Annotated in this window: 28 protein-coding genes and 1 pseudogene; 18 read left to right on the forward strand and 11 right to left on the reverse strand. The window is 63.6% G+C overall.

Annotated features, from left to right (window positions below; all coding sequences use genetic code 11):
* The first annotated feature begins 35 nt into the window (after window positions 1–35).
* The 4 genes and pseudogenes from WJ542_RS23990 (at window position 36) to WJ542_RS24005 (ending at window position 2,040) form a co-directional block, all read left to right on the forward strand.
* A pseudogene (locus tag WJ542_RS23990) lies at window positions 36–661 on the forward strand (tyrosine-type recombinase/integrase).
* 193 nt (window positions 662–854) lie between these two features.
* Window positions 855–1,241: a hypothetical protein gene (locus tag WJ542_RS23995; RefSeq protein ID WP_411191964.1), complete on the forward strand. Its 387-nt coding sequence runs from the start codon at window positions 855–857 to the stop codon at window positions 1,239–1,241.
* Between the two features lie 172 nt (window positions 1,242–1,413).
* Window positions 1,414–1,638: a hypothetical protein gene (locus WJ542_RS24000; RefSeq protein WP_411191965.1), complete on the forward strand. Its 225-nt coding sequence runs from the start codon at window positions 1,414–1,416 to the stop codon at window positions 1,636–1,638.
* A 66-nt stretch (window positions 1,639–1,704) separates the two neighbouring features.
* Window positions 1,705–2,040, forward strand: coding sequence for a hypothetical protein (locus WJ542_RS24005; protein WP_411191966.1), 336 nt, complete (start codon window positions 1,705–1,707; stop codon window positions 2,038–2,040).
* Between the two features lie 71 nt (window positions 2,041–2,111).
* Here WJ542_RS24005 and WJ542_RS24010 read toward each other — a convergent pair whose 3' ends face one another.
* Window positions 2,112–2,648, reverse strand: a complete 537-nt coding sequence (locus WJ542_RS24010) for a hypothetical protein (RefSeq protein WP_411191967.1) — start codon at window positions 2,646–2,648, stop codon at window positions 2,112–2,114.
* A 649-nt stretch (window positions 2,649–3,297) separates the two neighbouring features.
* Here WJ542_RS24010 and WJ542_RS24015 point away from each other — a divergent pair.
* Window positions 3,298–3,957, forward strand: coding sequence for a hypothetical protein (locus tag WJ542_RS24015; RefSeq protein WP_411191968.1), 660 nt, complete (start codon window positions 3,298–3,300; stop codon window positions 3,955–3,957).
* Window positions 3,958–4,168: 211 nt separating this feature from the next.
* Window positions 4,169–4,600 carry a GFA family protein gene (locus tag WJ542_RS24020; protein WP_411191969.1) on the forward strand — a complete coding sequence of 144 codons (432 nt, stop codon included), beginning with the start codon at window positions 4,169–4,171 and terminating at the stop codon, window positions 4,598–4,600.
* Between the two features lie 252 nt (window positions 4,601–4,852).
* Here WJ542_RS24020 and hpnH read toward each other — a convergent pair whose 3' ends face one another.
* Both hpnH and ispH read right to left on the reverse strand, forming a co-directional pair.
* Window positions 4,853–6,004 (reverse strand): adenosyl-hopene transferase HpnH, encoded by a 1,152-nt coding sequence (gene hpnH / locus WJ542_RS24025; RefSeq protein ID WP_411191970.1) that lies wholly within the window; start codon window positions 6,002–6,004, stop codon window positions 4,853–4,855.
* Between the two features lie 12 nt (window positions 6,005–6,016).
* Window positions 6,017–6,961, reverse strand: a complete 945-nt coding sequence (gene ispH / locus WJ542_RS24030) for a 4-hydroxy-3-methylbut-2-enyl diphosphate reductase (RefSeq protein ID WP_411191971.1) — start codon at window positions 6,959–6,961, stop codon at window positions 6,017–6,019.
* Window positions 6,962–7,381: 420 nt separating this feature from the next.
* Here ispH and hpnC point away from each other — a divergent pair, with 420 nt between their 5' ends.
* Both hpnC and WJ542_RS24040 read left to right on the forward strand, forming a co-directional pair.
* Window positions 7,382–8,251: a squalene synthase HpnC gene (hpnC, locus tag WJ542_RS24035; RefSeq protein WP_411191972.1), complete on the forward strand. Its 870-nt coding sequence runs from the start codon at window positions 7,382–7,384 to the stop codon at window positions 8,249–8,251.
* A gap of 24 nt (window positions 8,252–8,275) precedes the next feature.
* Window positions 8,276–9,451, forward strand: a complete 1,176-nt coding sequence (locus WJ542_RS24040) for a glycosyltransferase (protein WP_411191973.1) — start codon at window positions 8,276–8,278, stop codon at window positions 9,449–9,451.
* Window positions 9,452–9,463: 12 nt separating this feature from the next.
* Here the strand turns inward: WJ542_RS24040 and WJ542_RS24045 are convergent, their stop codons facing one another.
* Complete coding sequence (locus WJ542_RS24045; protein WP_411191974.1) at window positions 9,464–9,979, reverse strand: hypothetical protein; 516 nt, start codon at window positions 9,977–9,979, stop codon at window positions 9,464–9,466.
* 152 nt (window positions 9,980–10,131) lie between these two features.
* Entirely contained in the window at window positions 10,132–11,142 is a 1,011-nt protein-coding gene (gene hpnA, locus WJ542_RS24050) for a hopanoid-associated sugar epimerase (protein WP_411191975.1), read from the reverse strand.
* A gap of 200 nt (window positions 11,143–11,342) precedes the next feature.
* On the opposite strand from hpnA, the gene WJ542_RS24055 reads away from it, so the two are divergent.
* Window positions 11,343–11,639, forward strand: coding sequence for an acylphosphatase (locus WJ542_RS24055; protein WP_411191976.1), 297 nt, complete (start codon window positions 11,343–11,345; stop codon window positions 11,637–11,639).
* A gap of 57 nt (window positions 11,640–11,696) precedes the next feature.
* Here the strand turns inward: WJ542_RS24055 and egtD are convergent, their stop codons facing one another.
* Window positions 11,697–12,692: an L-histidine N(alpha)-methyltransferase gene (egtD, locus tag WJ542_RS24060; RefSeq protein WP_411191977.1), complete on the reverse strand. Its 996-nt coding sequence runs from the start codon at window positions 12,690–12,692 to the stop codon at window positions 11,697–11,699.
* 345 nt (window positions 12,693–13,037) lie between these two features.
* On the opposite strand from egtD, the gene rarD reads away from it, so the two are divergent.
* Window positions 13,038–13,931, forward strand: a complete 894-nt coding sequence (gene rarD / locus WJ542_RS24065; RefSeq protein WP_411191978.1) for an EamA family transporter RarD — start codon at window positions 13,038–13,040, stop codon at window positions 13,929–13,931.
* Here rarD and WJ542_RS24070 read toward each other — a convergent pair.
* The gene (locus WJ542_RS24070; RefSeq protein ID WP_411191979.1) at window positions 13,928–14,449 is read right to left on the reverse strand and encodes an Mpo1 family 2-hydroxy fatty acid dioxygenase; all 522 of its coding nucleotides are present in this window, start codon (window positions 14,447–14,449) and stop codon (window positions 13,928–13,930) included. The two genes, rarD and WJ542_RS24070, sit on opposite strands and share 4 nt — an antisense overlap.
* Window positions 14,450–14,552: 103 nt before the next feature.
* Between WJ542_RS24070 and WJ542_RS24075 the strand changes: the two genes are divergently transcribed.
* From WJ542_RS24075 to WJ542_RS24085, 3 genes are all read left to right on the forward strand, one after another.
* Window positions 14,553–15,281: a Crp/Fnr family transcriptional regulator gene (locus WJ542_RS24075; RefSeq protein WP_411191980.1), complete on the forward strand. Its 729-nt coding sequence runs from the start codon at window positions 14,553–14,555 to the stop codon at window positions 15,279–15,281.
* Window positions 15,282–15,474: 193 nt separating this feature from the next.
* Window positions 15,475–16,134, forward strand: coding sequence for an HAD family hydrolase (locus WJ542_RS24080; RefSeq protein WP_411191981.1), 660 nt, complete (start codon window positions 15,475–15,477; stop codon window positions 16,132–16,134).
* Window positions 16,131–17,372, forward strand: coding sequence for a dienelactone hydrolase family protein (locus WJ542_RS24085; RefSeq protein WP_411191982.1), 1,242 nt, complete (start codon window positions 16,131–16,133; stop codon window positions 17,370–17,372). The genes WJ542_RS24080 and WJ542_RS24085 overlap by 4 nt, the downstream gene beginning before the upstream one ends.
* A 16-nt stretch (window positions 17,373–17,388) precedes the next feature.
* Here WJ542_RS24085 and WJ542_RS24090 read toward each other — a convergent pair whose 3' ends face one another.
* Window positions 17,389–17,649 carry a hypothetical protein gene (locus tag WJ542_RS24090; RefSeq protein ID WP_411191983.1) on the reverse strand — a complete coding sequence of 87 codons (261 nt, stop codon included), beginning with the start codon at window positions 17,647–17,649 and terminating at the stop codon, window positions 17,389–17,391.
* Between the two features lie 197 nt (window positions 17,650–17,846).
* Here WJ542_RS24090 and WJ542_RS24095 point away from each other — a divergent pair, with 197 nt between their 5' ends.
* Both WJ542_RS24095 and WJ542_RS24100 read left to right on the forward strand, forming a co-directional pair.
* Entirely contained in the window at window positions 17,847–18,422 is a 576-nt protein-coding gene (locus tag WJ542_RS24095; protein WP_411191984.1) for a nucleotidyltransferase domain-containing protein, read from the forward strand.
* The gene (locus tag WJ542_RS24100; protein WP_411191985.1) at window positions 18,406–18,855 is read left to right on the forward strand and encodes a hypothetical protein; all 450 of its coding nucleotides are present in this window, start codon (window positions 18,406–18,408) and stop codon (window positions 18,853–18,855) included. Before WJ542_RS24095 ends, WJ542_RS24100 begins: the two co-directional genes overlap by 17 nt.
* Before the next feature lie 12 nt (window positions 18,856–18,867).
* Here the strand turns inward: WJ542_RS24100 and WJ542_RS24105 are convergent, their stop codons facing one another.
* Together WJ542_RS24105 and WJ542_RS24110 are read right to left on the reverse strand one after the other, a co-directional pair.
* Window positions 18,868–19,644, reverse strand: coding sequence for a DNA/RNA non-specific endonuclease (locus WJ542_RS24105; protein WP_411191986.1), 777 nt, complete (start codon window positions 19,642–19,644; stop codon window positions 18,868–18,870).
* Between the two features lie 225 nt (window positions 19,645–19,869).
* Window positions 19,870–20,229, reverse strand: coding sequence for a DUF3564 domain-containing protein (locus tag WJ542_RS24110; protein ID WP_411191987.1), 360 nt, complete (start codon window positions 20,227–20,229; stop codon window positions 19,870–19,872).
* 317 nt (window positions 20,230–20,546) lie between these two features.
* Between WJ542_RS24110 and WJ542_RS24115 the strand changes: the two genes are divergently transcribed.
* The 3 genes from WJ542_RS24115 to WJ542_RS24125 all read left to right on the forward strand — a co-directional run bounded on the left by WJ542_RS24115 (window position 20,547) and on the right by WJ542_RS24125 (window position 23,101).
* Window positions 20,547–20,969: a rubrerythrin family protein gene (locus tag WJ542_RS24115; RefSeq protein ID WP_411191988.1), complete on the forward strand. Its 423-nt coding sequence runs from the start codon at window positions 20,547–20,549 to the stop codon at window positions 20,967–20,969.
* A 164-nt stretch (window positions 20,970–21,133) separates the two neighbouring features.
* A complete protein-coding gene (locus WJ542_RS24120; protein ID WP_411191989.1) occupies window positions 21,134–22,471 on the forward strand; it encodes a heterodisulfide reductase-related iron-sulfur binding cluster in 1,338 nt (445 codons plus the stop codon).
* 48 nt (window positions 22,472–22,519) lie between these two features.
* The gene (locus tag WJ542_RS24125; RefSeq protein WP_411191990.1) at window positions 22,520–23,101 is read left to right on the forward strand and encodes a DUF3501 family protein; all 582 of its coding nucleotides are present in this window, start codon (window positions 22,520–22,522) and stop codon (window positions 23,099–23,101) included.
* A gap of 44 nt (window positions 23,102–23,145) precedes the next feature.
* On the opposite strand, the gene WJ542_RS24130 is transcribed toward WJ542_RS24125, so the two are convergent.
* Window positions 23,146–23,607, reverse strand: coding sequence for a GNAT family N-acetyltransferase (locus tag WJ542_RS24130; RefSeq protein ID WP_411191991.1), 462 nt, complete (start codon window positions 23,605–23,607; stop codon window positions 23,146–23,148).
* Window positions 23,608–23,671: the final 64 nt, after the last annotated feature.

Here is a 23,671-nt window from a genome sequence, read left to right on the forward strand (position 1 = left end):
ACACTGGATCTCCCTTCAACTGAAAGGAGATTGTTATGAGCACGCCAACCAATACCGGTCCGTCGCGGGTGCCGTGGAACAAAGGGAGATTGACCGGTCAGAAGCCACCGCTGAAGCTGAAGGAGATTTGGGCGATCCGAGTGCGCCTGCAACTCTCGTCTCGCGTGCGGGACCTGGCCATGTTCATCTCGCTATCGACAGCAAGCTTCGGGCGTGCGATCTGACGAAGCTTCGGGTGCGGGACGTCTGTCATGGGGATCACATCGCTAGTCGCGCGACGATCATGCAGCAGAAGACGCAACGGCCGGTGCAGTTCGAGATCACCGAACAGACCCGCGACAGCGTCGCGACATGGATAAGGTATGCGGGGCTGCATGCAACCGACTTTCTGTTCCCGAGCAGAATTCATGACTCTCCGCACTTGTCGACGCGGCAATACGCTCGGCTGGTCCATCGGTGGATCGCCTCAATCGGTCTGGACGACACCGCTTACGGTACTCACACGATGCGCCGGACCAAGGCGTCGTTGATCTATCGTCGCACGAAGAACCTGCGGGCCGTCCAGTTGCTGCTTGGCCACACGAAACTGGAAAGCACAGTCCGCTACCTCGGCATCGAGGTAGATGACGCACTTGAAATGGCCGAACAGACCGAGGTGTAGGATGGTAGGCCGGTTAGCGAGGGGACGCTGACCGGCCAGGAACGGACCGTCGACATCGCAATAAGGATCGCCAACAATCGAGATTGCTTCCCCAGCAACGAGCGCGGTCATAACGAGCAGCACCAAACTGCTCAGGAATGGTCTCACTGAGCCGATAACACATTGGAGGGCATCGACCATCCGGATATCTGATATGAAATACAAAGAATTCGGCAAGAAAAGCGAGCAGCAAGAGGACTTGTTCGTCATCATACTTTCCATGGAGCTTACGGATCCGGAAAATCTGATTCAGGAAATGCGCGAATGGAAGGAAATCGTGGTCAATTGGTACGACGCCAGAAGGCAAGCTGCAGCGGAAGTCAGGTTTATTGTCGTCTCCGACCCCATGTATCATCAGGCAATCGAGGAATTTACTGAGCTGTGTTATGCAAATGACGTGGATCTGAAGGTCGTATTCAAATCTGCGAAATTGCAACTTGATCTCCACGACGGCAACGGCAATAAAATTCGCGAACGTGTCTTTGAGAAAGGTAAGGACACGTCGAATATTTTCGAGCGCTGGTTCGGTCGATCAAAGTAACGTTCTTGAGTGTCCGCCATGAGTCAAATAGGGTAGCCGCTCAGGGTTGGACTATCCACTCTGCATCAGGCGCTGATCCGCCAGAAGGGGGCAGTCGACGTCGGGACCTGAATCGCCGACAATCGACGCAGGCAGACGCAAGACGTAACTTGGATTAGCACCGGATCCACACATGACTACGAGCCGCGCAAAAACTCGGCTAACTGGCGAGCTTAGTCGCTTCGTCCAGCAGTACGCCCGCAAGGCTCAGGCCTCAGAGCCCAACGACCGGCAATACGATCGCAAGCTCGAAAAGAAGATGAAACGCCTCTCCGCGTCTGAACTATCCGACCTTCTTTCCCAGGATGAGCAAGAGCCAGTTGAGCCGGGCCGTGAGAAAGGGGGAGAACGGCCATGAGCGGTCACTCTCCCCAGACTGCTAGATCGTTGACAATGCGTGCGGGCACAAGAATTCGAGGAAACCATGCGTTTGTGGGCCAAGGCCAACTCACGGGAGTGGCCAAACATAGAATCGGTTCTGATCCTTGGGCTGACCGACGGTGTCCTACTCATCCGTTACTTCTCTTTTTCAGCCCGCGACGTTGAAGGCGATCACTGGTATTTAAATTTGGACGAGGCCAAGCGAGATGCTGAGCAAGGGTATGGTGTCGAGCCGACTGCATGGCAGGCCATGCCCGACGAGAAAGATGAACTTTACCAACTGAGCGTGATGCCGGTCGCCGGATACTCCTACGATACGGATAATGCTGAATGGGTCGCATCTAAATTCACCGATTATTCTCCGAAATCGGGGCAATAAGTTAGGCGGCGATCCGCCAGAAGCAGTCGGTCAACCCGACCCTGTGGATCGTCGACAAACTGCATCGACCATCAGCGCTTCAAGATCACTCGATAGTCCTCATCCCACATACGAGCAATCCAGTAGTCCTTCGCATACCTGGCGACTTGACCGTGCGCTTCGGCGAGGCTCAACGCACGGGCCCATGCAACGTAGTTGAGCAGCGCAACCCGTCGAGCGTCCATCAAGGCCGCAACTTGGTCAGCAGATAACGCGGTGTAGTTGAGGTTGCCATATGGAGGTGTCATTAACCGGGATGGATCAAAGCACCAATCGATCCGCGAACTACCTACCAAATGCTCTCCGCTTAATATCCACGGGTAGTCACCGGCCGCGCGCGGTGCGTTTGTGTGAATCTCGCCAGACTTGCCGCGCAGAAAGCTGTGCCGGAAGACGATAACGTGGGCCAGCATACCCGCTTGGGAAAGCCTGCCACCGCCACGTATCCACCCAAACTGGCAGACCCCGTCCGCCATGTACAGGCTCTTTCCTTCACGGCGAAAGCCCTCGTTCGTCAGGCGCTTTGCGACAGTTTCTTCGAATACCTCGTCGAACTCTTGCGCGTTCATTGTCGTATCGTTTGATCTCGGAAAGCAACTACTCCAATGGTGAACGGCCGCTATTGCGAAATCTGAAGATCCGCAACGGGTCGAATCATGCCCATTGCATGAAAGCCGCGCCCGAGGAAATCGCCGCGCTCGGTCGTCGGGCGCTAGCCGGCCAACAGCGGCCGGTCGACACCGACACGTAGATCGTTAACAATCGTGGCTACACATTTGCTCCGGCCATCTACAGATGAAGGTATCGCGAGATTTCGGAATCGTTGTCCGACGAGCCGCACTCACGGCCAAGAATGTCGATCTCTCGACGGTTAACAACCGTGAAAAAAACCCATGAATGCTGATGCGAACGTACACGCCGAGGTCGATTGGGTCGAGGTGTCTCGGAAAGGGCACGAACTCACGCTACGCCATGGGCGGATGGCTCATATTTTCGCGGCAAGTTTGGCTAGCAAGGCGGAGTCTGCTGGCGACTTCAAGGCGGTCCAATTTTGGCGAGCCGTCGCGCAGAGTCTTTCGCCCCGCGCGTAAATCAACCACATGGATGTTCGCATGCGGCATCTTCTCGATCGCTGTGCGGCCACGAGCCGACGTTCGACATTACCACTTCGATCATCGCCAATCGATGCCTCTCAAGCCGTAGCGGTAGTATGTGCAAATGAATGACGCGAAATTCGACCTCCATCATCCAGCAGACATCACCATCTCGCCTTCGCTCACGGAAGCGGAGCTGACGGGCATCAATTGCTCGCGCAAAGATATGGGCACGGGGTGGGTTTGGTACCGACTTCCAGCATTTCAAGACGGCGAGATTATTGTCAGCATTCCTGACGCCCTCGATTCAATAGAGCTCGCGGCCTATCGGCGGCAAAAAGCAAGGAAGGGAAAGCGCATCGCCAGCTCCATTTCTCTGGCTTTTAGTCGGCCTTGCTTCGAACCGTGGGGTTTGTACTTGCAGAATGCTTCCGATTGGTGCGAGTTGTTGCTAAGTATCCCCAAGGCGTTTTCCGACGACCGAGTTTCCGGAACGATCGAGAAACTTGCACTGTGGCGAACTGATGATCCTACTTTTCAAACATCAATCCGACTCACCGAGGCCGAAGTCCGAGACGTGCTTGAAGCGACTGGCCTGTCAAAGATGGAACATCTCGCCTTCGGAGCGGGATGGAGGTCAGCTGACGAACTGCCGCGAACTTTGATCTTGTCAAAGGTGCTGCCGAACATACTCCGCTCGCTTGCTTCGGCTGAGATCGATCTCACTGTTTTAGATTTGTCGCCAATCGTAAACCTGTCGAGCTGGCATATAGGGAGGGATTGAGGGGCACGAGAGTTCTTTCCCCGTTGCTTCCGAGTAGTGCAAGGGTTCGCTCCGGAGGTAATGTCCGAACGAGCTTGAAAGCCGCCGTCGGATGGTCTTAAAGACCGATGGCGGAAACGGGTCGTCTACGGTCTGCCGCGTCGAGCAGTAGGTGGCCACCAGAAAAGCTGTATCCGTATAATCAAGCCCGATATCGATAGGGGATCGCAATATGAACATTCCTTTCTCAGGCGGTTGTGCATGCGGCGCGGTGCGCTATACCAGCGTGCGGGAACCCGTAGCCATGATCAACTGTCATTGCAGAGACTGTCAGCTCTCAAGTGGCGCTCCTTTTGCGTCAGGCGTCATCGTCATGACCGCCGACCTTGAGATCATTGGTACACCGAAAACATACGCCGTTCGTGCAAGCAGCGGCAGTCTCGCAACCCGCAGTTTTTGCCCTGACTGTGGCACGCCTTTGTTCACGCAAAGCGAAGCTTATTCACAAGTCACTTCTATCCGCTTTCCCTCGCTGGACGACACCTCGGACTTCAAGCCAACGCTAGACATATATACCGCGAGTGCGCAACAGTGGGTGTGCCTTGATCAGACAATTCCGCACTTTCCTCAGTCGCCCCAGCAGTCAAATGAAGTTGATGCTTAATCAGGGTCTCTGCTGAACCGTCTCAGGTCCTGGTCCGATGATGAATTTCAACGTTGGCTTGTAAGGTTTCGGCGGCCGGCTGAGTAAGTCACCTGTCCGGTTTCTTTGGGCTGTCGCGCAGGGTTTAAGCGTTGCTATCCCGGAAGCGATATTTCGGCGCTCGCTCCGATAAGCCATAAAAAGACAAAGGGCGCAGCGGTTTGAACCGCTGCGCCCTTCGAGGCAAGACGTTGGTGAAGTGTCAGCCTGCCATCAGCCTGCCGCGACCGTAGCCGGCTTCTTCGTCTTGGCCGCGCTCTTGATCTCTTCGAGCTTGATCTCGACGTGGCGCGAGAACACGTACTCGGCCGGACGCTGGGTGTCGAGCGGGATGTCCTTCGCGAACGCGCCCGTCGTGCGCGGGCCCGAGAGGGCGACGCGCGCGGCCTTGAGCGGATGCGCGACCGTGTCCATCACGGCCGTCGCCTCGAAGCCGCAATGGACCATGCAGTCCGCGCACTTCTCGTACTTGCCCGTGCCGTACTTGTCCCAGTCGGTGGTTTCCATCAGTTCCTTGAAGGTCTTCACGTAACCTTCGCCGACCAGATAGCACGGCTTCTGCCAGCCGAACACCGTGCGCGCCGGGTTGCCCCACGGCGTGCATTCGTAGGTCTGGTTGCCGGCCAGGAAGTCGAGGAACAGGCTCGACTGGCTGAACGACCACTTCTTGCCGTTGTTGCCGCGCTTGAAGATCTCGCGGAACAGGTTCTTGGTCTTGTCGCGGTTCAGGAAGTGCTGCTGGTCCGGCGCGCGCTCATACGCATAGCCCGGCGACACCGTGATGCCGTCCACGCCGATCTCGCCCACCGTGTCGAAGAACTTCGCCACGCGCTCGGGCACGGCGTCGTTGAACAGCGTGCAGTTGATGTTCACGCGGAAGCCGCGGCGCTTGGCTTCCTTGATGGCCGCGACGGCCTTGTCGTACACGCCTTCCTGCGAAACCGAGTGGTCGTGCGCTTCGCGGTCGCCGTCCAGGTGGACCGACCAGACGAAGTACGGGTTCGGCTCGTAGTCGTCCATCTTCTTTTCCATGAGCAGCGCGTTCGTGCAGAGATACACGAACTTCTTGCGCGCCATGATGCCCTTGACGATCTGCGGCATTTCTTTGTGCAGGAGCGGCTCGCCGCCCGCGATGGAAACCACCGGCGCGCCGCACTCGTCCACGGCTTCGAGGCATTCCTGCAGCGACAGGCGCTGGTTCAGGATGGGATCCGGATAGTCGATCTTGCCGCAGCCGTTACAGGCCAGATTGCAGCGGAACAGCGGCTCGAGCATGAGCGCGAGCGGATAGCGTTTGTTGCCGCCGAAATGCTGGCGGAAGATGTACGCGCCAACGCGGACTTTTTGTAGCAGCGGAATAGACAAGGTGTGTCCTCCTTAAACTTCGCGCGCGACGAGCGGTTGCAAGAGCTTCGACGGCAGCTTGAATTCGACTTTTTCTTCACGGCCCGCCATCGTCGACACCTCGACAGGCCCCAACGCGCGCAGCGCGTCGATCACGTTCTCGACCATCTCTTCGGGGGCCGAGGCGCCCGCCGTCAGGCCGACGGTCGTGACGCCCTCGAACCACTCCGGCTTCACTTCCGAGCCGTCGGCGACGAGATAGCTCGCCACGCCCGACTCGCTGCCGATCTCGCGCAGGCGGTTCGAGTTCGAGCTGTTCGTTGCGCCCACCACCAGCAGCACGTCCACTTCGGTCGACAGCTCGCGCACGGCGGCCTGGCGGTTCTGCGTGGCGTAGCAGATGTCGCGCGTGTCCGGGCCGACCATATCGCTGAAGCGGGCGAGCAGCGCGTCGATGATGCCGCGCGTGTCGTCCACCGAAAGCGTGGTCTGTGTCACATAGGCCAGCGGCGCGTCGAGCGGCAGATCGAGTTTCGCCACGTCGGCTTCGCTCTGCACGAGCAGCACGGTGCCCGGAATCTGGCCGATCGTGCCTTCCACTTCCGGGTGGCCCGCATGACCGATCAGGATCAGCGTGCGGCCTTGCGCAACGTACTGGCGGCCCTGCACATGCACCTTCGTGACGAGCGGGCAGGTGGCGTCGAGCACGTCGAGGTCGCGCTCTTCGGCGGCGCGTTCCACCGTTTTCGCCACGCCGTGCGCGCTGAAAATCGCGACCGCGCCCTCGGGCACTTCGTCGAGCTCTTCCACGAAACGCGCGCCCTTGTTACGCAGGTTTTCGACCACATGGCGGTTGTGGACGATTTCGTGGCGTACGTAGACCGGCGCGCCGTGCTTCTGCAGTGCGCGATCGACAATCTCGATAGCGCGGACAACCCCCGCACAAAAGCCGCGGGGTTGGGCAAGGATCACTCGCATAGGGTGGCGAACTCCGACTGGCGCGCTAGTCGAAGAATCCGGTAAAAATGACTCGTTCGCCGCGCCCATCATATTAATTTAGGTGCACAAGTCCAGCCGGACGTCGGCCCGAGCGAGACTAAACGCGCATTTTAACCGCTTCGCCAACCGTTTGCTGTGACAAGCACTTGGGGTGCGGCGCGGACGCGACGCCGGCCGGTCGCGGCCGGCTGGCACGCCTCTCTCTGCCGTGGGCCGCGGGGTGCGCGCACGGGTCGAGCACGGGTCTCGCAGGCAAGCGCTCAGGCAGGAACGCCAGGCCGGGCGCGGGTTATGCCGCAGTGCAGCACGGCTCCGGAACCCTTACACTAACGCGTTCGCGGGGTTCGCCCGGCTGGCCGCAAGGCGCCGGAGGACCCGACCCCAATCTGGACGCTTTGGATGGAAGCCGACCACTACGACAATTTTCCGGTCGCGAGCGTGCTGCTGCCGAAGGCGCTGAGGGCGCCGGTCGGCGTGATCTACCATGTCGCGCGCACCGCCGACGACATTGCAGACGAAGGCGACTGGAGTCCTGCCGAGCGCCATGCGCGTCTCGCGGATTTTCGTGCCGGCCTCGACGCGGTGGCCGGGGGCCGGCCCGCGTCCGTCCATCCCATGCTGTTTGCGAGGCTCGCCGAGGTGGTGCGGCAGTGCCGGCTGCCGCTCAGGCCGTTCTACGACCTCGTTTCGGCGTTCGATCAGGACATCGATACGGTGCGCTATGCCAATCGCCTCGAACTGCTCGACTTCTGCCATCGTTCGGCGAATCCGGTCGGCCATCTGATGCTGCACCTGATCGACGCGGCGACGCCCGACAATCTGGCCGACTCCGACACGATCTGCACGGCGCTCCAGTTCATCACCTTCCTGCAGGACGTGAGCGCGGACTGGCGGCGCGGCCGCCTGTATCTGCCGCAGGCCGACCTCGCGCGCTTCGGCGTAACCGAGGCGCAGATCGCGGCGGGCGTGGTGGACGACGCCTGGCGCAATCTGATGCGTCACGAGGTGGCGTTCGCGCGTTCGCTGATGGCGAGCGGCGCGCCGCTGGCGCTGCGCGTGCCGGGGCGCTTCGGCCTCGAGCTCGGCAGCGTCGTGCATGGCGGCCTGCGGCTGCTCGAACGGATCGAGCGCGCGGGCTACGACGTGTTTCGCGAGCGCCACGCGCTCGCTCCCGCCGACTGGGCCGTGGTGCTGTGCCGCACGGCGGCCATGTGGCTGTCGCGCCGCACCGGCGTGCGCGCGCCTTCGATCGAAAGTAACAACGCCTGAAAACGCCTGAAAGATAACGACGCGATGACGACGATCCTCTTTGCCCTCTCCTGCCTCTCGCTCCTGATCTGGCTCGTCCTGCTGCTCGGGCGCGGCGGTTTCTGGCGCGCCCGTCCTGCCGCGCCGCTGCCCTTAGTCGAGCCCGCGGCCGGTTGGCCCGCCGTCTGCGCCGTCGTGCCGGCGCGCAACGAAGCGGACGCCATCGGCGAGGCCGTGAGTTCGTTGCTTCAGCAGGACTACGCGGGCGACTTCCACGTGATCGTGATCGACGACCACAGCACCGACGGCACGGCCGAAGCCGCGCGCGTGGCGGCGCTCGCGCTGCAGTGCCCGGAGAAGCTTTCCGTGATCGCGGCGAAGCCGCTGCCGGCGGGGTGGTCGGGGAAGGTGTGGGCGCAGTCGCAGGGCATCGAGGCGGTGCGCACGCTGGGCCTGCCCGCCGACTATCTGCTGCTGACCGACGCCGACATCGGCCATCCGCCGGATGCCGTCGCGCAGCTCGTCGTGCGCGCGCAGGCGGAACAGCGCGACCTCGTCTCGCTGATGGTGCGCCTGCGCTGCGACTCGTTCTGGGAAAAGGCGCTGATTCCGGCGTTCGTGTTTTTCTTCGCGAAGCTCTACCCGTTCTCGTGGGTCAACGACCGGCGCAACAAGACGGCGGCGGCGGCGGGCGGCTGCATGCTGGTGCGTCGCGAGGCGCTGGAGGAAGCGGGCGGCATCGAATCGATCCGCGCCGAACTGATCGACGATTGCAGCCTCGCCGCGCGCATCAAGCATCGTGGCACGGGGCATCACCCGATCCGGCTCGACGTGGCAGCGAAGAGCGTGTCGCTGCGCCCGTACGATTCGTGGAAGGACATCTGGAACATGATCGCGCGCACGGCCTTCACGCAGTTGCACTACTCGGCGTGGCAGCTCGCGGGAACGATCGTCGGCATGACGGTGATCTATCTCGCGCCGCCCGTCGTCGCGCTCGGGCTTGGGCCCAAGGGCTGGCCCGCGTGGCTCGCGTGGGCGCTCATGTGCTGCGCCTATGCGCCGATGCTGGCCTACTACCGGCGCTCGCCGCTGTGGGCGCCGTTCCTGCCGCTCGTCGCGCTGTTCTACGTGGGCGCGACGTTTGCTTCGGCGTGGCGCTTCTGGCGCGGCAAGGGCGGGCAGTGGAAGGCGCGCGTGCAGGCGCCGGCGCAGGGGCGTTGACGTGGCGCAGCCTTAGCGCTGCGTCAGCATCATGTACATCTGCACGACCATGTCCGGCGTGAACGTGAACGGCACCCAGCCGTGGCCCGTATGGCGGAGCACGAGCAGGCGGTCGCCGTTCGACTGCTTCTGCACGGCCATTGCCGGATTCTTCGTCGAAACGAAGCGCCAGCCGGGCGGCAGGTCGGGCGGCGGCTCGGGCTGCATCGAGGCGCGCACGTTCGCGAGGCGCTCGACCAGTTCACCCACCTGCAGCGGATTGAGCAGCACCGTCTTGCCGTCGATCTCCATCGTGAGCTGATTCTGCGAGGGGCGGTCGATCTTCAGCGTGTTAGGAGCGGGCGCGTCGGCCTTTTCCGCCGGAGCGGGCTGCGGCGCTTCAACCGGCACAGCCGCTTGCGCGGCGTGCGCCTTCTCTTCGACAGCGACATCGGCTTGGGTGCTCGGCTGCGCCGCCTCGGTGGCGGCCGCCTGAAGGAGCTGATCGACGCCTGCGTCGAGCGCGCCGATCTGTTCTTGTAGATTCATGCGAGGCTTCCAGGTAAGACCCGCGATTTTACCCACTGCGCGCATGGCTTGCCGTTCCGGCGTTGCGCGCATGTCGCAATAAAAGTTGTAACAGAATGCGATTTTCGCGCGCAAAAGCGCGAAAAAACGGTGCCAGACAGTTCGCCTGCCCGTTAGCGCTTCAGATAGCCCGCTTCGCGGAACCAGGCGAGCGCGTCTTCCAGCCCCTGCCGATAAGGGCGCGCGCGATACCCCAGCTCGCGCTCCGCCTTCGCCGACGTGAAAAACATCTTGTTCTTCGACATCTTCAGCGCATCCACGGTGACGAACGGTTCGCGCTTCGTGAAGCGCGCGACGGCTTCCGCGCCGAGCGCGAGCGGATAGAGCGGCCAGCGCGGCAGCGCGAGAGTGGGCGCCTTGCGGCCGACCATGCCCGCGATGTCGGCGAGCATCTGCTGCAGCGGCAGATTCTCGCCGCCGAGGATGTAGCGCTCTCCAATGCGTCCGTGCTCCAGCGCGAGGAAGTGACCCCGCGCGACGTCGTCCACATGCACGAGGTTCAGGCCCGTATCGACGAACGCGGGGATCTTGCCGGTCGCCGCTTCGACGATGATGCGGCCCGTGGGCGTGGGCTTCACGTCGCGCGGACCGATCGGCGTGGACGGGTTGACGATCACGGCGGGCAGGCCGTCGCGCTCGATCATGCGTTCCACGGCGCGCTCGGCGAGCACCTTGCTGCGCTTGTAGACGCCGATGGCCTGTTCGGCGGTGAGCGGCGAGGTTTCGTCGGCGGAGGCGCCCGAATTCGTGACCTTGAGCGTCGCGACGCTGCTCGTGTACACGATGCGCTCGACCCTGGCTTCGAGCGCCGCGCGCATGGTGGCTTGCGCGCCTTCCAGATTCGCGCGCTCGATCTCGTGCGGGTCCGGCGCCCAGAGGCGGTAGTCGGCGGCCACGTGGAACAGGTAGCGTACGCCGGAGAGGGCGGCGCGCATGGAAGCGGCGTCGCGCATGTCGCCGGTCACGACTTCGGCGTCGAGCGCGGCGAGGTTGGTGCGAGGGCTCGTCGAGCGTACCAGCACGCGCACGGCATAGCCCTTCGCTTGCGCGATGCGGGCGACGGCCGAGCCGACGAAACCGGAGGCACCGGTGATCAGCACGAGGTCGCGGGAGTTGGCGGTCATACGGGATGGACTTCCTGGTCGGTTTGCGCCGGATGGCGCGCAGTCGGGTTCGGTTGCATGCGGTGGCTTCGGAGGCGGCCGTGCCGCCGGCGTGGCACGGATTGTACGTGGCGCGCGGCCGGTGCGGCGGCACGCACGCTCGCGCGCCGTGGCGTCTACAATGCCGCGCAGAGAGTGGCACAGAGACAGGAGATTGAACGATGACTGGACCGGATCTGGATTCGCGCATCGAGACGTACTACGTGCGCGTGCGCGGGACGGTGCAGGGCGTGGGCTTTCGGCACGCAACGGCACGCCAGGCGCACGCGCTGCGCATCCGCGGTTATGTGGCCAACCTGGAGGATGGCTCCGTCGAGGCCGTGATTCAGGGCGCGGCCAACCAGGTGGACCGCATGCTCTCGTGGCTGCGTCATGGACCGCCCTCCGCGCGCGTCACGGAGGTGGTGAGCGAAGAGCGCCACACCGACAAACGTTACGAGCGCTTCGAGCAGCATTGAAGGCTTTCGCGTTGCCCTCGCCGCCGGCGAGGGCAACGCCTCGACGTCGATTCGGCGTTATTTCACCGCAAGCAGACTCTCCGCGAATCCCCACTCCTTTTCGACCCATTGACGCGCGCAGCTGAACCCCGCGTCGGCGGCGATCGCGGGGATTTCGTCGGCGTAATACTTGTGGCTGCTCTCGGTCCAGATCGTCTCTCCCGCCTCCAGCGCGACCGAAAGGTGTGCCGCGCCCACGTGAGCCTCCACGCGGCGCCTCGCGCGCAGATGCATTTCGATGCTGCGTGCGTCGGGGTTGAAGCGCGCGACATGTTCGAAGGCGGCGAGGTCGAAGTTGCCGTCGAGCTCGCGGTTGATGCGCGCGAGCAGGTTCAGGTTGAAGGCGGCCGTCGCGCCGATAGCGTCGTCGTAGGCGGCCACCAGCGTCTCCACGGGCTTCACGAGGTCGGTGCCGAGCAGCAGCGTGTCGCCGGGCTTGAGCATCGCACGGATGTCGCGCAGAAAGCGCGTGGCCGCGAGGCGCGCGAAATTGCCGATCGTGCTGCCGAGAAAGAGCACGAAAAGCTGCTCGCCGGGCGCGCGCCGGCGGCTGACTTCGGCGAGGCCGGCCAGATAGTCGCGCTCGTAGCCGACGATGGAAATGCGCTCGATATCGGCCAGCTCGCGGCGGCACAACTGCAAGGCGGTGCGCGAAATCTCGATCGGGCAGTACGAGGTGGGCCGCTTGCGGCACAGCGCTTCGAGGATGCGGCGCGTCTTGCGGCCGCTGCCGCTGCCGAGTTCGGCAACGGTGACGTCGGCGGGCAGGGCGTCGACAATTTCGCCCGCGTAGCGCGTGAGCAGGCGCTCTTCGGCGCGGGTCACGCCGTACTCGGGCAGCACGGTGATCACTTCGAACAGCGCCGATCCCACTTCGTCATACAGATACTTCGACGGCAGTTCCTTCTGCGGCGCGTGCGTGAGGCCGGCACGGACCTCGGCGGCGAAGGCGGCGACGGCAGGGGAAGCGACGGCGGGGCGGGCTGCGGCGGGGCGGTGCGCAGGACGGGGCATGCGGGCTCCTGGTGCGTTGGACGGCGGCCGGCGGCGCGCACCTCGCGAAGGTCGGGGCGAAGGCGGCTCGCACGGAAGGGCGGTTCCGTAGCCAGACTTTCTGTTCTAGTCCATGCCGGCGCGATCTGCACGGACTAAATCGCGCTTGATCGTGTTTGATCGCTTGCTGGCGGCGGTTACGGCAGGCAGCATCGCGCGTGCCTGGCGTGCCGCCCATCACGGCCGGCGCGCCGGGCGACTAAAATGCCGGCTCGCGGCCGCACCTACCGGCCGCTGCCTGTTTCATTACACGATTCCAATGACAATGCCTTTATCCGTGCGCCGCCACCCGCACGCAGCCCGCCGATGAACCATTACGAGCCTCGGCGCGGGATCGCGCTTGCCGTGGCGGCCTCGGCCCTGTTCGCGCTGATGTCGGCCTATACGCTGCTGCTCGCGCCGCTCTCCGGCCTCGATATTTTCGCGTGGCGCGTTATCTGGACCATGCCGGGCGCGCTGGCGCTGCTGCTGCTGCGCGGCCGGTGGCCGCAGTTGCGCGCGCTCGTCGTGCGTATGGCGAAGGAGCCGCGCACGGCGCTCGCGCTTGCGGTAAGCGCCGCGCTGCTCGGCCTGCAACTCTGGCTGTTCCTGTGGGCGCCGCTGCACGGGCGCATGCTGGATGTCTCGCTGGGCTATTTCCTGCTGCCGCTCATCATGGTGCTGATGGGGCGTTTCTACTATCACGAACGGCTCGACGGCCTGCAATGGCTCGCCGTGGCGTGCGCGGCGGTGGGCGTGGCTCATGAGCTCTGGGCCACGCATGCCTTCTCGTGGCCCACGCTGCTGGTCGCGTTTGGCTATCCGCCGTATTTCGTGCTGCGCCGCAGGATCCACGCGGACTCGCTCGCGACCTTCGCCGTCGAAATGGTCCTGCTGACGCCGGTCGCCGTCTTCGAGGCTTGGGCGGGCGGCTCGACGGCGCTGCTCGATGCCCGCCCCTTCCTCGAATTCGTGCTGCTGCCGGGGCTGGGCGCGCTCAGCACCGTGGCGCTCGCGTCCTATCTCAAGGCGAGCCGCCTGCTGCCCATGGCGCTCTTCGGCATCCTCGGGTATGTCGAACCGGTGTTGCTCGTGATCGTTTCGGTGACGCTGCTTGGCGAGCACCTGGGCGCGCGGGAACTGGCGACTTATGTGCCGATCTGGCTCGCGGTGGGCCTGACGGCGGTGCACGGCGCGCGGCTCGTGCGGTTGTCGCGCTAGCGCGCGGGCCCCGCCTTCGCTTCGATCGCCGCGCGTAGCGCGGGCCGCCATCCGAGGCCGAACAGCGCCTCGGCGAGCACGAACAGCGGCCCGACAATAAGGCCGATCACGTCGTCGACGAAGGCGGGCTTGCGATGCTCGTAGGCCGCGTGGCCGACGAACTGGAACACCCAGCCCACCACGAACAGCGCGATGCCGCTGCCTAACCACACGGCGGTGGACTGCGCCGCAAGCCAGGCGCCGAACGCGACGCAGGCCGCGGAGATGACGGCCATCATCAGCCCGAGCGGCACATCGAGCACGAGGTAGTACACCGTCGCGCCGCCGAACAGGAGCCATGCCGGCGAGAGAGGAAAAGGCAGGGGAAAAGGCAGCGCGCCGGCCGTCAGCGCCGGGCGCGCGAGCAGCACCGCGAGTGCCAGCACGATCAGCGGGATGCCGACGAAGTGCGTGGCGATATTGCGAGCGTCGCGATGATAGGCCGCGTACTGGGTCAACTGATCGGTCAGGTTTCTCATGGATGCCCCTCAATCTCCAAAATCATTATGATCGTCGGGTACTCGTGTACAAGACCTTCGCCTGCCCGACAATCTCCACACCGATTTCGCTTCGACGTCACCCGTGCGTTCCGACCGGCCTCACTCCCCCCACGACGATCCCGCGCTACCGGCCATCGCGGCGGCGCTCGAACGCAGCGCATGGTTCCGCGGCCTGCCCGACGCGCTGCGGGCCGCGTTGCGCGCCGCCGGCCGCGTGCGCACGGTCCGCGCGGGCGAACGCCTCTTCATGCGTGGCGACCCCGACGACGGCGTCTACTGCGTGCTGGAAGGGGCGGTGCGCGTGGGGGCGGCCAGCATGGGCGGCCGCGAGGCGCTGCTGGCGGTGGTCGGGCCCACGAGCTGGTTCGGCGAGATCACGCTGTTCGATGGCGGCCCGCGCACGCACGACGCCTATGCGGAGCGCGACTCCACGCTCTTTCACGTGCCGCGCGCGCCGCTGGCGGCGCTGCTCGACGCCACGCCGGCCTGGTGGCACGCATTCGGCCTGCTCCTGACGCAAAAGCTGCGCCTCGCCTTCGACGCGATCGAGGAGGCGGCGCTACTGCCCGCCGCCGCGCGCGTGGCGCGCCGGTTGCTGGTGCTGGCCCGCAGCTACGGCGAGGAACCCGGCGGAGGGGGCGAACACCGTGTGGTGAGCGTGCCGCAGGAAGATCTGGCGCTGATGCTGGCGCTTTCGCGGCAGACCGTGAACCAGATCCTGCGACAGTTCGAGCGCGCCGGCCTGGTGGTGCTGCGCTACGGCCAGATCGAGATCGCGGATGCGGCGCGGCTTGCCTTGGCCGCGGAGTAAGCGGTAGTTGGCGGTCAATGACGCTCAACGTGAATACATATTGATTTAATCGATCAATATAACAGCCGCGGCGGCCGGTTCGTTTGCCGTGTTTTCCCCGCTTTTTCTCATTAACCCGCACAATGAGGGCCGGTTCCGCCAGGCAACACTGCGGCGCTCTTCCCTTCCCCTCACTGTTTCACCGTTTCGTTTCATGACCGACCGCGTCGTTGCCGCCTTCGATTTCGATGGCACCATCACTACTTCGGACAGCTTTCGAGCTTTCCTGCTTCAAACCGCGAGTCCGGCGCGTTTCGCGTTCGCCGTGCTGCGTTGTCTGCCGTGGCTAGCGGGCATCGCGCCGGGGTGGTCCGGGCGGGGCCCTACCAAGGCTCGCTTTCTGTACGCCGCCGTGGGTCCCGTGCGACGCGAGGTGCTCGATGCGGCCGCGCAGCGCTTCGTCGAGCAAGGGCTGCCCGCGCTGGTGCGCCCCGAGATGGTCGCGCGCGTGCGCGAGCATCAGGCGCTGGGCCACGAGGTGGTGCTGGTGAGCGCCTCGCCATCGCTGTATCTGCGCAAGTGGGCGGCGACGGTAGGCATCGGAACGGTGCTGGCGAGCGAGCTGGAATGGCGCGACGACGTGTACACGGGACGGCTGGCGGGACGTAACTGCTGGGGCCCGGAAAAGGTCGCGCGGCTGCGCGCCTGGTGGGGCGATCGCGCGCCGGCCACGTTGTACGCTTACGGCGACAGCCGCGGCGACCGCGAAATGGCGGCGCTTGCGAACCATGCATGGATACGCGGAACCGTGCCGCTGCCGCCGCTCGCGGCTACGATCAACCCATCGGCTCGACCGGAAGGAGACATCTCATGAAAGGACAGTGGACCCAGGTGACGTCGCGCGACGGCGGAGCATTCCGCGCCTATACGGCGCTGCCTCCGGAAGGCAGCGGTCCGGGCCTCGTGCTGCTGCAGGAGATATTCGGCGTGAACGCGTACCTGCGCGACATGGCCGACCGTTACGCGGAAGAAGGCTACGTCGTGATGGTGCCGGATCTGTACTGGCGGCTCGAACCCAATCTCGATCTGGGCTACGAGGGCGAGGACCGCGCGAAGGCGTTTGCGTTGCTGGAGCGCTTTGACGACGATCTCGCCGTGCAGGACGTCGCGGCAACGCTCGACGCGCTGCGCGCGCATCCCGCACACCGCGGCAAGGCCGGCGTGCTTGGCTATTGCCTGGGCGGCCGGATCGCGTTTCTCGCGGCGGCGCGCACCGATGCCGACTGCGCCATCGGCTACTACCCGGTGGGTATCGAACAGCACCTCGACGAAGCGGCACGCATGGGCTGTCCGCTGATGCTTCATTTCGCGGCGCTCGACACCTATTGCGACGCCGCCAGTCGCGAGCAGATCGCGCGGGCGCTCGCGGGCAGGCCCGGCGTGGAGCTCTACACGTACGAGGGCTGCAACCATGCGTTCGCCTCGCCTTCGCGGCCGAATTACGACAAGCCGGCCGCGATGATGGCGTACTCGCGCTCGCTGGCGATGCTGCGCCGCGTGCTCGGCCCGATCTACGATTTCAATGCGCTCTGGGAGGCGCACTGTTATCACGAGTTCGTGACGCGCAAGCCGGACGACGTCATGCCGACGATGGTCGCCGAACCCTATGTGAACCACGTTCCGACCATGACGGGCGGTGTGGGCCGCGACGAGCTGAAGCGTTTCTACACACATCATTTCGTCAACGCCAATCCCGCGGATACGCGCCTCATCCCGATCTCGCGCACGATCGGCCCGGATCGCGTGGTGGACGAGTTCATCTTCTCCTGCACGCACGACCGCGAGATCGACTGGCTGCTGCCGGGCCTCGCGCCCACGGGCAAATACTTCGAAGTGCCGATGCTCGCGGTGATCTGCTTTCGCGGCAACAAGCTCTATAACGAGCACATCTACTGGGATCAGGCTTCGGTGCTGGCGCAGATCGGCGCGATCGACCCAACGGGCCTGCCGATCGCGGGTGCGCTGAGCGCGAAGAAGCTGCTGGACGAGACCTTGCCGTCCAATACGCTGATGGCGCGTGCGTGGAGTGCGAGCGAAGGGAAGCCGTTCTAGATGGCGGCGCGCGTGCTTAGCGAAACGGATTGTCGACCAGGCCGGGCTTCTGGTCCGGGTCGTCGGCGATCTTCGCGGGCAGATGCGGATCGGCCTGGAGTTTGCGCACGACGTCGTCCAGCGCCGCCTTGAGCGCGAGTGCGGCCGCGAGGCCGCGCCTGTCGCGCGTGAATTCGAGCGTGCCCGCCAGGATCACCCGCGTCGTGCCGTTCGTGACCGTGAGCGCGTCGCCCTCTACGTTCAGGACATCGTCGTCGTTTGCGTATGCGTCGAACACCTCATCCTCCTTGAGCCGTCAGCGTTGCGATGGCGGTCCGCATTATAGAAAAGAAGCTGCACACGACTGCCTTGCTTCGCTTGATACCCAAACTGGGTATTTAAGTACCCAGTTTGGGTATAGAATCGGTGGGCAAGTGCCGCCAACCGCCGATGCGCCCCTTACGGGTACAGAGGTATCCCCAAGGGCATCCTCCTATGAGCATTGCCGACTTTCTCTTTCCTGCCGGAATGCAGGGTGTCCTGGCGCTCGCATTCAACGCCCCGGACCGTGTCTTCAAGCTGACCGAACTCCTCGAGGCATCTCCGACGGGGCGCGGCAACGTTCAGCGGCAGATACAATGTTTGCTCGATGCTGGCGTGCTTGTCGAGGACGAGCGCATCGGCCGTCAGCGCCAGATCCGGGCAAATACGTCGTTCGCCTTGTATCCGGAACTTCGATCTATCGTGCTCAAGTCCTTTGGGGTAACCGAGCCGTTTCGGACAGCACTTGCACCATTTGCCTCGCAAATCGACGAGGCATTCATATTTGGATCCGTCGCAAAGGGAAGTGACAGCTATCTGAGCGACATCGATCTGATGGTTGTCGGGGATGCTCCCATTCTCGAACTATCGGATGCCATGCTGAAGCTGGAGGCCGAATTGCGCCGACCGATCCATATGTCGCTCTACCATTCGGCAGAATGGATCCGATTGAAAGCGGGGGATAGCATCGTGGCTTCGATCGATCAAGGACCCAAGCTTCAGATACTTCCGAATGAACCGGCCACCTGAGTATGAAAATCTGATCAAACGTAACGTGTTCGTGGCACAACCTGCGATGCCAGGCGCCGTTCAGCCCAATCTCGGCAACGCTGCGGAATTTCTCGAAGCGGCGCAACAGCTTGTGGATACCCGGGAAATTTATCTGCCTGCTTTTTTTGCGGCATATGAAGGCTTGTTTCAGATGGTTCAGGCCATTCTGGAGTTCTATGAAGTGCGCATCAAGGATGCGGGCCGCAATGCGGCGATCCAGCGCGTCTGCGCGGATCTGAAGATGAGTAATGCGGAATTCGCACTGGTTTCCAAGGCGCACGGTAGACGTAACAACACGTCCTGCATCTCGCCTTTTCCTCCCATATCGAGAGCGGAAGCGCAGGCGCTCATTGCTATTCTGAGGCAGTACCTTCCCGTAGCAACAGCCTTGACCCAGCCTGCAAATATCTGATCTGCGCAGCACTCACCAAAACCACCTGCGCACGACGAACGTGCGACCGTTGAACGACACCTTCGTCTCTCCGCCGGCGTCTTCCGGAATGCCGGGGAATCGTATCCCGCTTTGCTGCTCCAGCGAGCGGACCGACTGCACCTCGTAATGGTCAGCGCTCGTATTGTCCGCGACGATGGCGAACGCCAGCCGTTGCGACGGCACGTACACCACCTTGAAGACCTGCGTGGGCACGAGCACACGCGTCGCTCCGATCGTTTGCAACTGCGCACCCGCGAAAAGCGGTCCCGTCACGACATAAGCCTCGCCATATTTCTCGGCAAGGCGCCGCACGCCCGTTTCGATGTGCGCCCACAGGTGCTGGTTATTCACCCGGTTCTGCGGCACCACGTTCGCCAGCGAGAACGACTCCGCCATCGCTTGCGGATTCCAGCGGTTGCCGGCCGGGCTCATATGCCCGCGGTCGAACCCGCTGCGCCGGTAATCGGCAAGCGTCGCACCTTCGCCCTCCGGCAGCCGGTCGTCTTCGAAAAAACGGTTGGTGCGCGTCATGTCCCTGGCGGCTTCCAGATGATCGCGCGTGAGGTGTTCGGCGGACCAGAGCGGACCGTGTGTGATACCCGAGTGCAGCACCACGAAATCCAAGTAGCAGAGCATGCGCGTTTTCGGCGCCATGCGCGGATTCGTGAGAGTCGGGAACTGGCCGTCGGGGACGAGGGCGGAACAGTCCGGCGCGGCGAACGCATGGCTCGCCAAGGCCATCAGGAGGCAGGCAAACAGCTTCTTCATCGATAAAACGATCGGGCGCCGGTGCAGGCGGGCTGAAAGTATAGCGGCGGTGTGCGTGCGCGACTATCCGCGCCGTTGCGGCGCAGCATATCGAACGCGCGAGACGCGCCACGGCGCGGCGTTAACCGCGCCGTGGGCAATCGAACGATATTCGGAAGAAAGCGATTCCGGGAGAAACCGAAGCGGAATGAGGGGTGGGGGGGCGCGATGCGCCCTGGCCCGCGCTCAGCCCGCGAACAGGGCGTGTTCGGCGCGTATGGTCTGGCGGTCCACCGCCTGCAGCCGCCATTGACCTTCCATGGGCGAATGCGTTGTTTCGCACGACCAGGTGGCGTCGCCGTGCGCCGAACTGATTTCCTGGCGGCGATTCACGTAGAGGCCACGCAGTGTGCAGAGCGGCGAAGTGTCGAGCGGCGCGCAGAGCGACGTGACGCCGTCGGTGTCGCGCAACTCGCCCCATTCGGGCAAATCGATGCCGTCGTGCGATTCACGCGACCAGCGGTGCTGGTCGGTGTCGAGCCAGAGGACGGCGTAGTCATGATTGACGGTCGGGTCGGAACCGTTGATCAGGATCGTAAGTCGCATGTGAGCTCCGGGAGAGCGTGTAGGGAGGGGAGAGGCAATTAACTACTTTAGAACGCACGCGCGCGATGGCAAGAGGGCAATACCCATGCCGGCTGCGTCTTTTGCGCGCGGGCTGATATGGAACCGGCACGGTATTTGCGCTGGCGCCTTTCGGCGCGGCTATCGGCGGGATTGAAAATGACAATTGGGAAGGCAACCGCCACCTCCTAGATTGATAGATGCGGCGCGCCCGCTCCGCTCTCCTGCTGCATCGCACGAACGTACGTTTGCGGGCCGTGCAGCGTCCCCACATATCACGCTGATGGATGGAGGTACAGATGTCACAGCTAAAAGGCTCGAAGACGGAACAAAACCTCAAGGATGCTTTCGCAGGCGAATCGCAAGCCAATCGCCGTTATCTCTACTTCGCGGCGAAGGCCGACGTCGAAGGCCAGAACGACGTAGCCGCCCTGTTCCGCTCGACTGCCGAAGGCGAAACCGGCCACGCGCATGGCCACCTCGAATATCTGGAAGCGGTCGGCGATCCGGCCACGGGTCTGCCGTTCGGCACGTCGCGGCAAAACCTCGCGGCGGCGGTTGCAGGCGAAACGCACGAATACACCGACATGTATCCCGGCATGGCGAAGGTCGCGCGCGACGAAGGCTTCGACGAAATCGCGAACTGGTTCGAGACGCTCGCGAAGGCGGAGCGTAGCCACGCCAACCGCTATTCGAAGGCGCTGGAAGCGTTGGTGGACTGATCGCGTCAGTCATGCGGCGGCGGCCGCACGGGCACGGCGTGCGTGCGCGTGCGGTCCCGTCGCAGGCGTTCTACGATGCACGCCGGGTGCGCATCCGGCGTGCAGCGAGCGCATAGCCGCGCGGCCGCGCTCGCGCCCTCATAAAAATCAGAACGGGAGACGTCATGCCCCACAAGGAAGGCAGTCTCGAAGCGCCGACGCGGCATCCGCTCGACTGGCAGTCCGAAGCGTTCTACGACAAGGAAAAGCTGGACGACGAGCTGGCGCGCGTGTTCGACATCTGCGCCGGCTGCCGGCGCTGCGTTTCGTTGTGCGGCGCGTTTCCCGCGCTGTTCGATCTCGTCGACGAGACCGACACCGGAGAAGCCCACGAGGTCGACAAGGCCCAATACGGCCAGGTCGTCGACCAGTGCTACCTCTGCGATCTCTGTTACATGACGAAGTGTCCCTACGTGCCGCCGCATCCGTGGAACGTAGACTTCCCGCATCTGATGCTGCGCGCGAAGGCCATCGAATACCGCACGAGCGAGGTGAAGCTGCGCGACCGCGTGCTCTCGAATACGGACGCACTGGGCCATCTCGCGGGCATTCCGGTCGTGACGCAGACCGTCAATGCCGTGAACCACACGAGGCCGATGCGCGCCCTCATGGAAGACGCGTTGGGCGTGGACCGCAAGGCCTGGCTGCCCGATTTCGCCACCCGCAAGTTCCGCAGCGCGGCAAAGCGGGCAAGCGCCGGCGAGGTGCGCGACGGCGAGCGTACGCCGGGCAAGGTGGCGATCTACGCCACGTGCTACGTGAACTTCAACGAGCCCGGCATCGGTCACGATCTGCTGGCCGTGCTCGATCACAACGCGATTCCCTGGGTGCTCGTGAAGAGCGAGGCCTGTTGCGGCATGCCGCTCCTCGAACAGGGCAATCTGGACGGCGTGGCGCAGAAGCAGGCGCAGAACATGCCGGTGCTCGCGCAATACGCGCGCGAAGGCTATGCGCTGCTGGGCGCGGTGCCGAGTTGCGTGCTGATGTACAAACACGAGCTTCCGCTCATGTTCCCCGGCGACCCCGATACGCGCGCCGTGAGCGTGGCGTTCTGGGATCCGTTCGAATACTTCGTCTCGCGCCATCGCGACGGCCTGCTGAAGACCGATTTCCGCACGCCGCTAGGCAACGTTTCGTATCACGTGCCCTGCCATGCGCGCGTGCAGAACATCGGGCGCAAGACCTCCGACCTGCTTTCTCTGGTGCCGGAAACGAAGGTCAACGTGGTCGAGCGTTGCTCGGGCCACGCGGGCACGTTCGGCGTAAAGAAGGAATTTCACGCGATGGCGATGAAGATCGGCACGCCGGTATTCAAGCAGATGGCGAACGGCGAGCCGAACTTCATTTCGTCGGATTGCGCGCTGGCGGGCCATCACATCGCGCAGGGCATTAGCGAGAACCAGCTTGGCGATCCGCCGCTCGCGCACCCGCTCACGCTGCTGCGGCGCGCCTATGGCATTTGAGGCCCGCGCGCGGCTTCCCCATTCACTGCATTGCAAGAGGCACGGACGATGACTATCGCGAGAAACTCGCTGCTGACCCTGGAGGCTTACGCCAAGGCGCGCAAAGACATGCGCGAGCGCATCATCGAACACAAGAAGCGGCGTGCCGTCGCGCTCGGCAATCACCTCACGTTCCTGTTCGAGGACGAGGACACGATCCGCTACCAGATCCAGGAGATGCTCCACATCGAGAAGATCTTCGACGAAGCGGGCATTCAGGGCGAACTGAATGCCTATCTGCCGCTCGTGCCCGACGGCAGCAACCTGAAGGCGACCCTGCAGATCGAGTACGCGAGCGAGATCGAGCGGCGTGCCGCGCTGGGGCGGCTGATCGGCATCGAGGACCGCGTGTTTCTGCAGGTGGAAGGCGAGGCGCCCGTCTACGCGATTGCCGACGAAGACCTCGAACGCGACAACGCCGAAAAGACTTCGGCCGTGCACTTCGTGCGCTTCGAACTCACGCCGGCGATGAAGGCGCGCTTGCGCGAGGGCGCGGCGCTCATGATCGGCTGCGACCACCCTAACTATCGTGTGCCGACGCAGACCATAGACGGCGACACGCGCGCCTCGCTCGTTGCCGACCTCGACTAAGGCCGGATTCGATATCGAAGAGGCCCGCGCGTGCGCCGTATCGGTCACACGTCCTTGCGGTACATGACGAAGCCGGGCTTGTCGGCCACGTTGTCGTAGAGACGCATGGCCGTATGGTTCGTTTCGTGCGTGTGCCAGTAGACGCGCGGCGAATTCGCGGCCTTGGCAGCCGTATAGACGGCCTCGATCAGCGCGCGGCCCACGCCCTTGCCGCGCTCGTCCTCCACCGTGAAGAGATCCTGCAGATAGCAGATCGGACCGTCTAGCGTCGTGCTGCGGTGAAAGATGTAATGCACGAGGCCGACGACGCGTGGCCCGCGCAGCGCGACGAGCGCATGCATCGGTTCGAGGCCGTCGAAGAAGCGCGACCACGTTGCGCGGGTGATCGACCCGGGCAGTGCCGTCGGACCGAAGCGGCCGTAGAAGCGGTTATAGCCGTCCCAGAGCGGGAGCCATGCGTCGTAATCGGCCGGTGTGACGGGGCGGACTTCAAGCTGTGCGGACAATTTCGTTCTCCTGTATTCGTTACGGGCTCGTATTGCGCGAAGGGCAATGCCCCCAGCGTAAGCG

It is taken from the genome of Paraburkholderia yinzeri (assembly GCF_046581065.1).
Classification (GTDB): Bacteria; Pseudomonadota; Gammaproteobacteria; order Burkholderiales; family Burkholderiaceae; genus Paraburkholderia.

Coding starts and splice junctions, on each gene's coding strand:
- WJ542_RS24100 (WP_411191985.1), top strand. CDS start 18,406: ATGAACCGGCCACCTGAGTATGAAAATCTGATCAAACGTAACGTGTTC.
- WJ542_RS24125 (WP_411191990.1), top strand. CDS start 22,520: ATGACTATCGCGAGAAACTCGCTGCTGACCCTGGAGGCTTACGCCAAG.
- WJ542_RS24040 (WP_411191973.1), top strand. CDS start 8,276: ATGACGACGATCCTCTTTGCCCTCTCCTGCCTCTCGCTCCTGATCTGG.
- rarD (WP_411191978.1), top strand. CDS start 13,038: ATGAACCATTACGAGCCTCGGCGCGGGATCGCGCTTGCCGTGGCGGCC.
- WJ542_RS24110 (WP_411191987.1), bottom strand. CDS start 20,229: ATGCGACTTACGATCCTGATCAACGGTTCCGACCCGACCGTCAATCAT.
- WJ542_RS24095 (WP_411191984.1), top strand. CDS start 17,847: ATGAGCATTGCCGACTTTCTCTTTCCTGCCGGAATGCAGGGTGTCCTG.
- WJ542_RS24005 (WP_411191966.1), top strand. CDS start 1,705: ATGCGTTTGTGGGCCAAGGCCAACTCACGGGAGTGGCCAAACATAGAA.
- WJ542_RS23995 (WP_411191964.1), top strand. CDS start 855: ATGAAATACAAAGAATTCGGCAAGAAAAGCGAGCAGCAAGAGGACTTG.
- hpnA (WP_411191975.1), bottom strand. CDS start 11,142: ATGACCGCCAACTCCCGCGACCTCGTGCTGATCACCGGTGCCTCCGGT.
- WJ542_RS24045 (WP_411191974.1), bottom strand. CDS start 9,979: ATGAATCTACAAGAACAGATCGGCGCGCTCGACGCAGGCGTCGATCAG.
- egtD (WP_411191977.1), bottom strand. CDS start 12,692: ATGCCCCGTCCTGCGCACCGCCCCGCCGCAGCCCGCCCCGCCGTCGCT.
- ispH (WP_411191971.1), bottom strand. CDS start 6,961: ATGCGAGTGATCCTTGCCCAACCCCGCGGCTTTTGTGCGGGGGTTGTC.
- WJ542_RS24055 (WP_411191976.1), top strand. CDS start 11,343: ATGACTGGACCGGATCTGGATTCGCGCATCGAGACGTACTACGTGCGC.
- WJ542_RS24080 (WP_411191981.1), top strand. CDS start 15,475: ATGACCGACCGCGTCGTTGCCGCCTTCGATTTCGATGGCACCATCACT.
- WJ542_RS24020 (WP_411191969.1), top strand. CDS start 4,169: ATGAACATTCCTTTCTCAGGCGGTTGTGCATGCGGCGCGGTGCGCTAT.
- WJ542_RS24085 (WP_411191982.1), top strand. CDS start 16,131: ATGAAAGGACAGTGGACCCAGGTGACGTCGCGCGACGGCGGAGCATTC.
- hpnC (WP_411191972.1), top strand. CDS start 7,382: ATGGAAGCCGACCACTACGACAATTTTCCGGTCGCGAGCGTGCTGCTG.
- WJ542_RS24120 (WP_411191989.1), top strand. CDS start 21,134: ATGCCCCACAAGGAAGGCAGTCTCGAAGCGCCGACGCGGCATCCGCTC.
- WJ542_RS24000 (WP_411191965.1), top strand. CDS start 1,414: ATGACTACGAGCCGCGCAAAAACTCGGCTAACTGGCGAGCTTAGTCGC.
- WJ542_RS24105 (WP_411191986.1), bottom strand. CDS start 19,644: ATGAAGAAGCTGTTTGCCTGCCTCCTGATGGCCTTGGCGAGCCATGCG.
- WJ542_RS24015 (WP_411191968.1), top strand. CDS start 3,298: ATGAATGACGCGAAATTCGACCTCCATCATCCAGCAGACATCACCATC.
- WJ542_RS24115 (WP_411191988.1), top strand. CDS start 20,547: ATGTCACAGCTAAAAGGCTCGAAGACGGAACAAAACCTCAAGGATGCT.
- WJ542_RS24010 (WP_411191967.1), bottom strand. CDS start 2,648: ATGAACGCGCAAGAGTTCGACGAGGTATTCGAAGAAACTGTCGCAAAG.
- WJ542_RS24070 (WP_411191979.1), bottom strand. CDS start 14,449: ATGAGAAACCTGACCGATCAGTTGACCCAGTACGCGGCCTATCATCGC.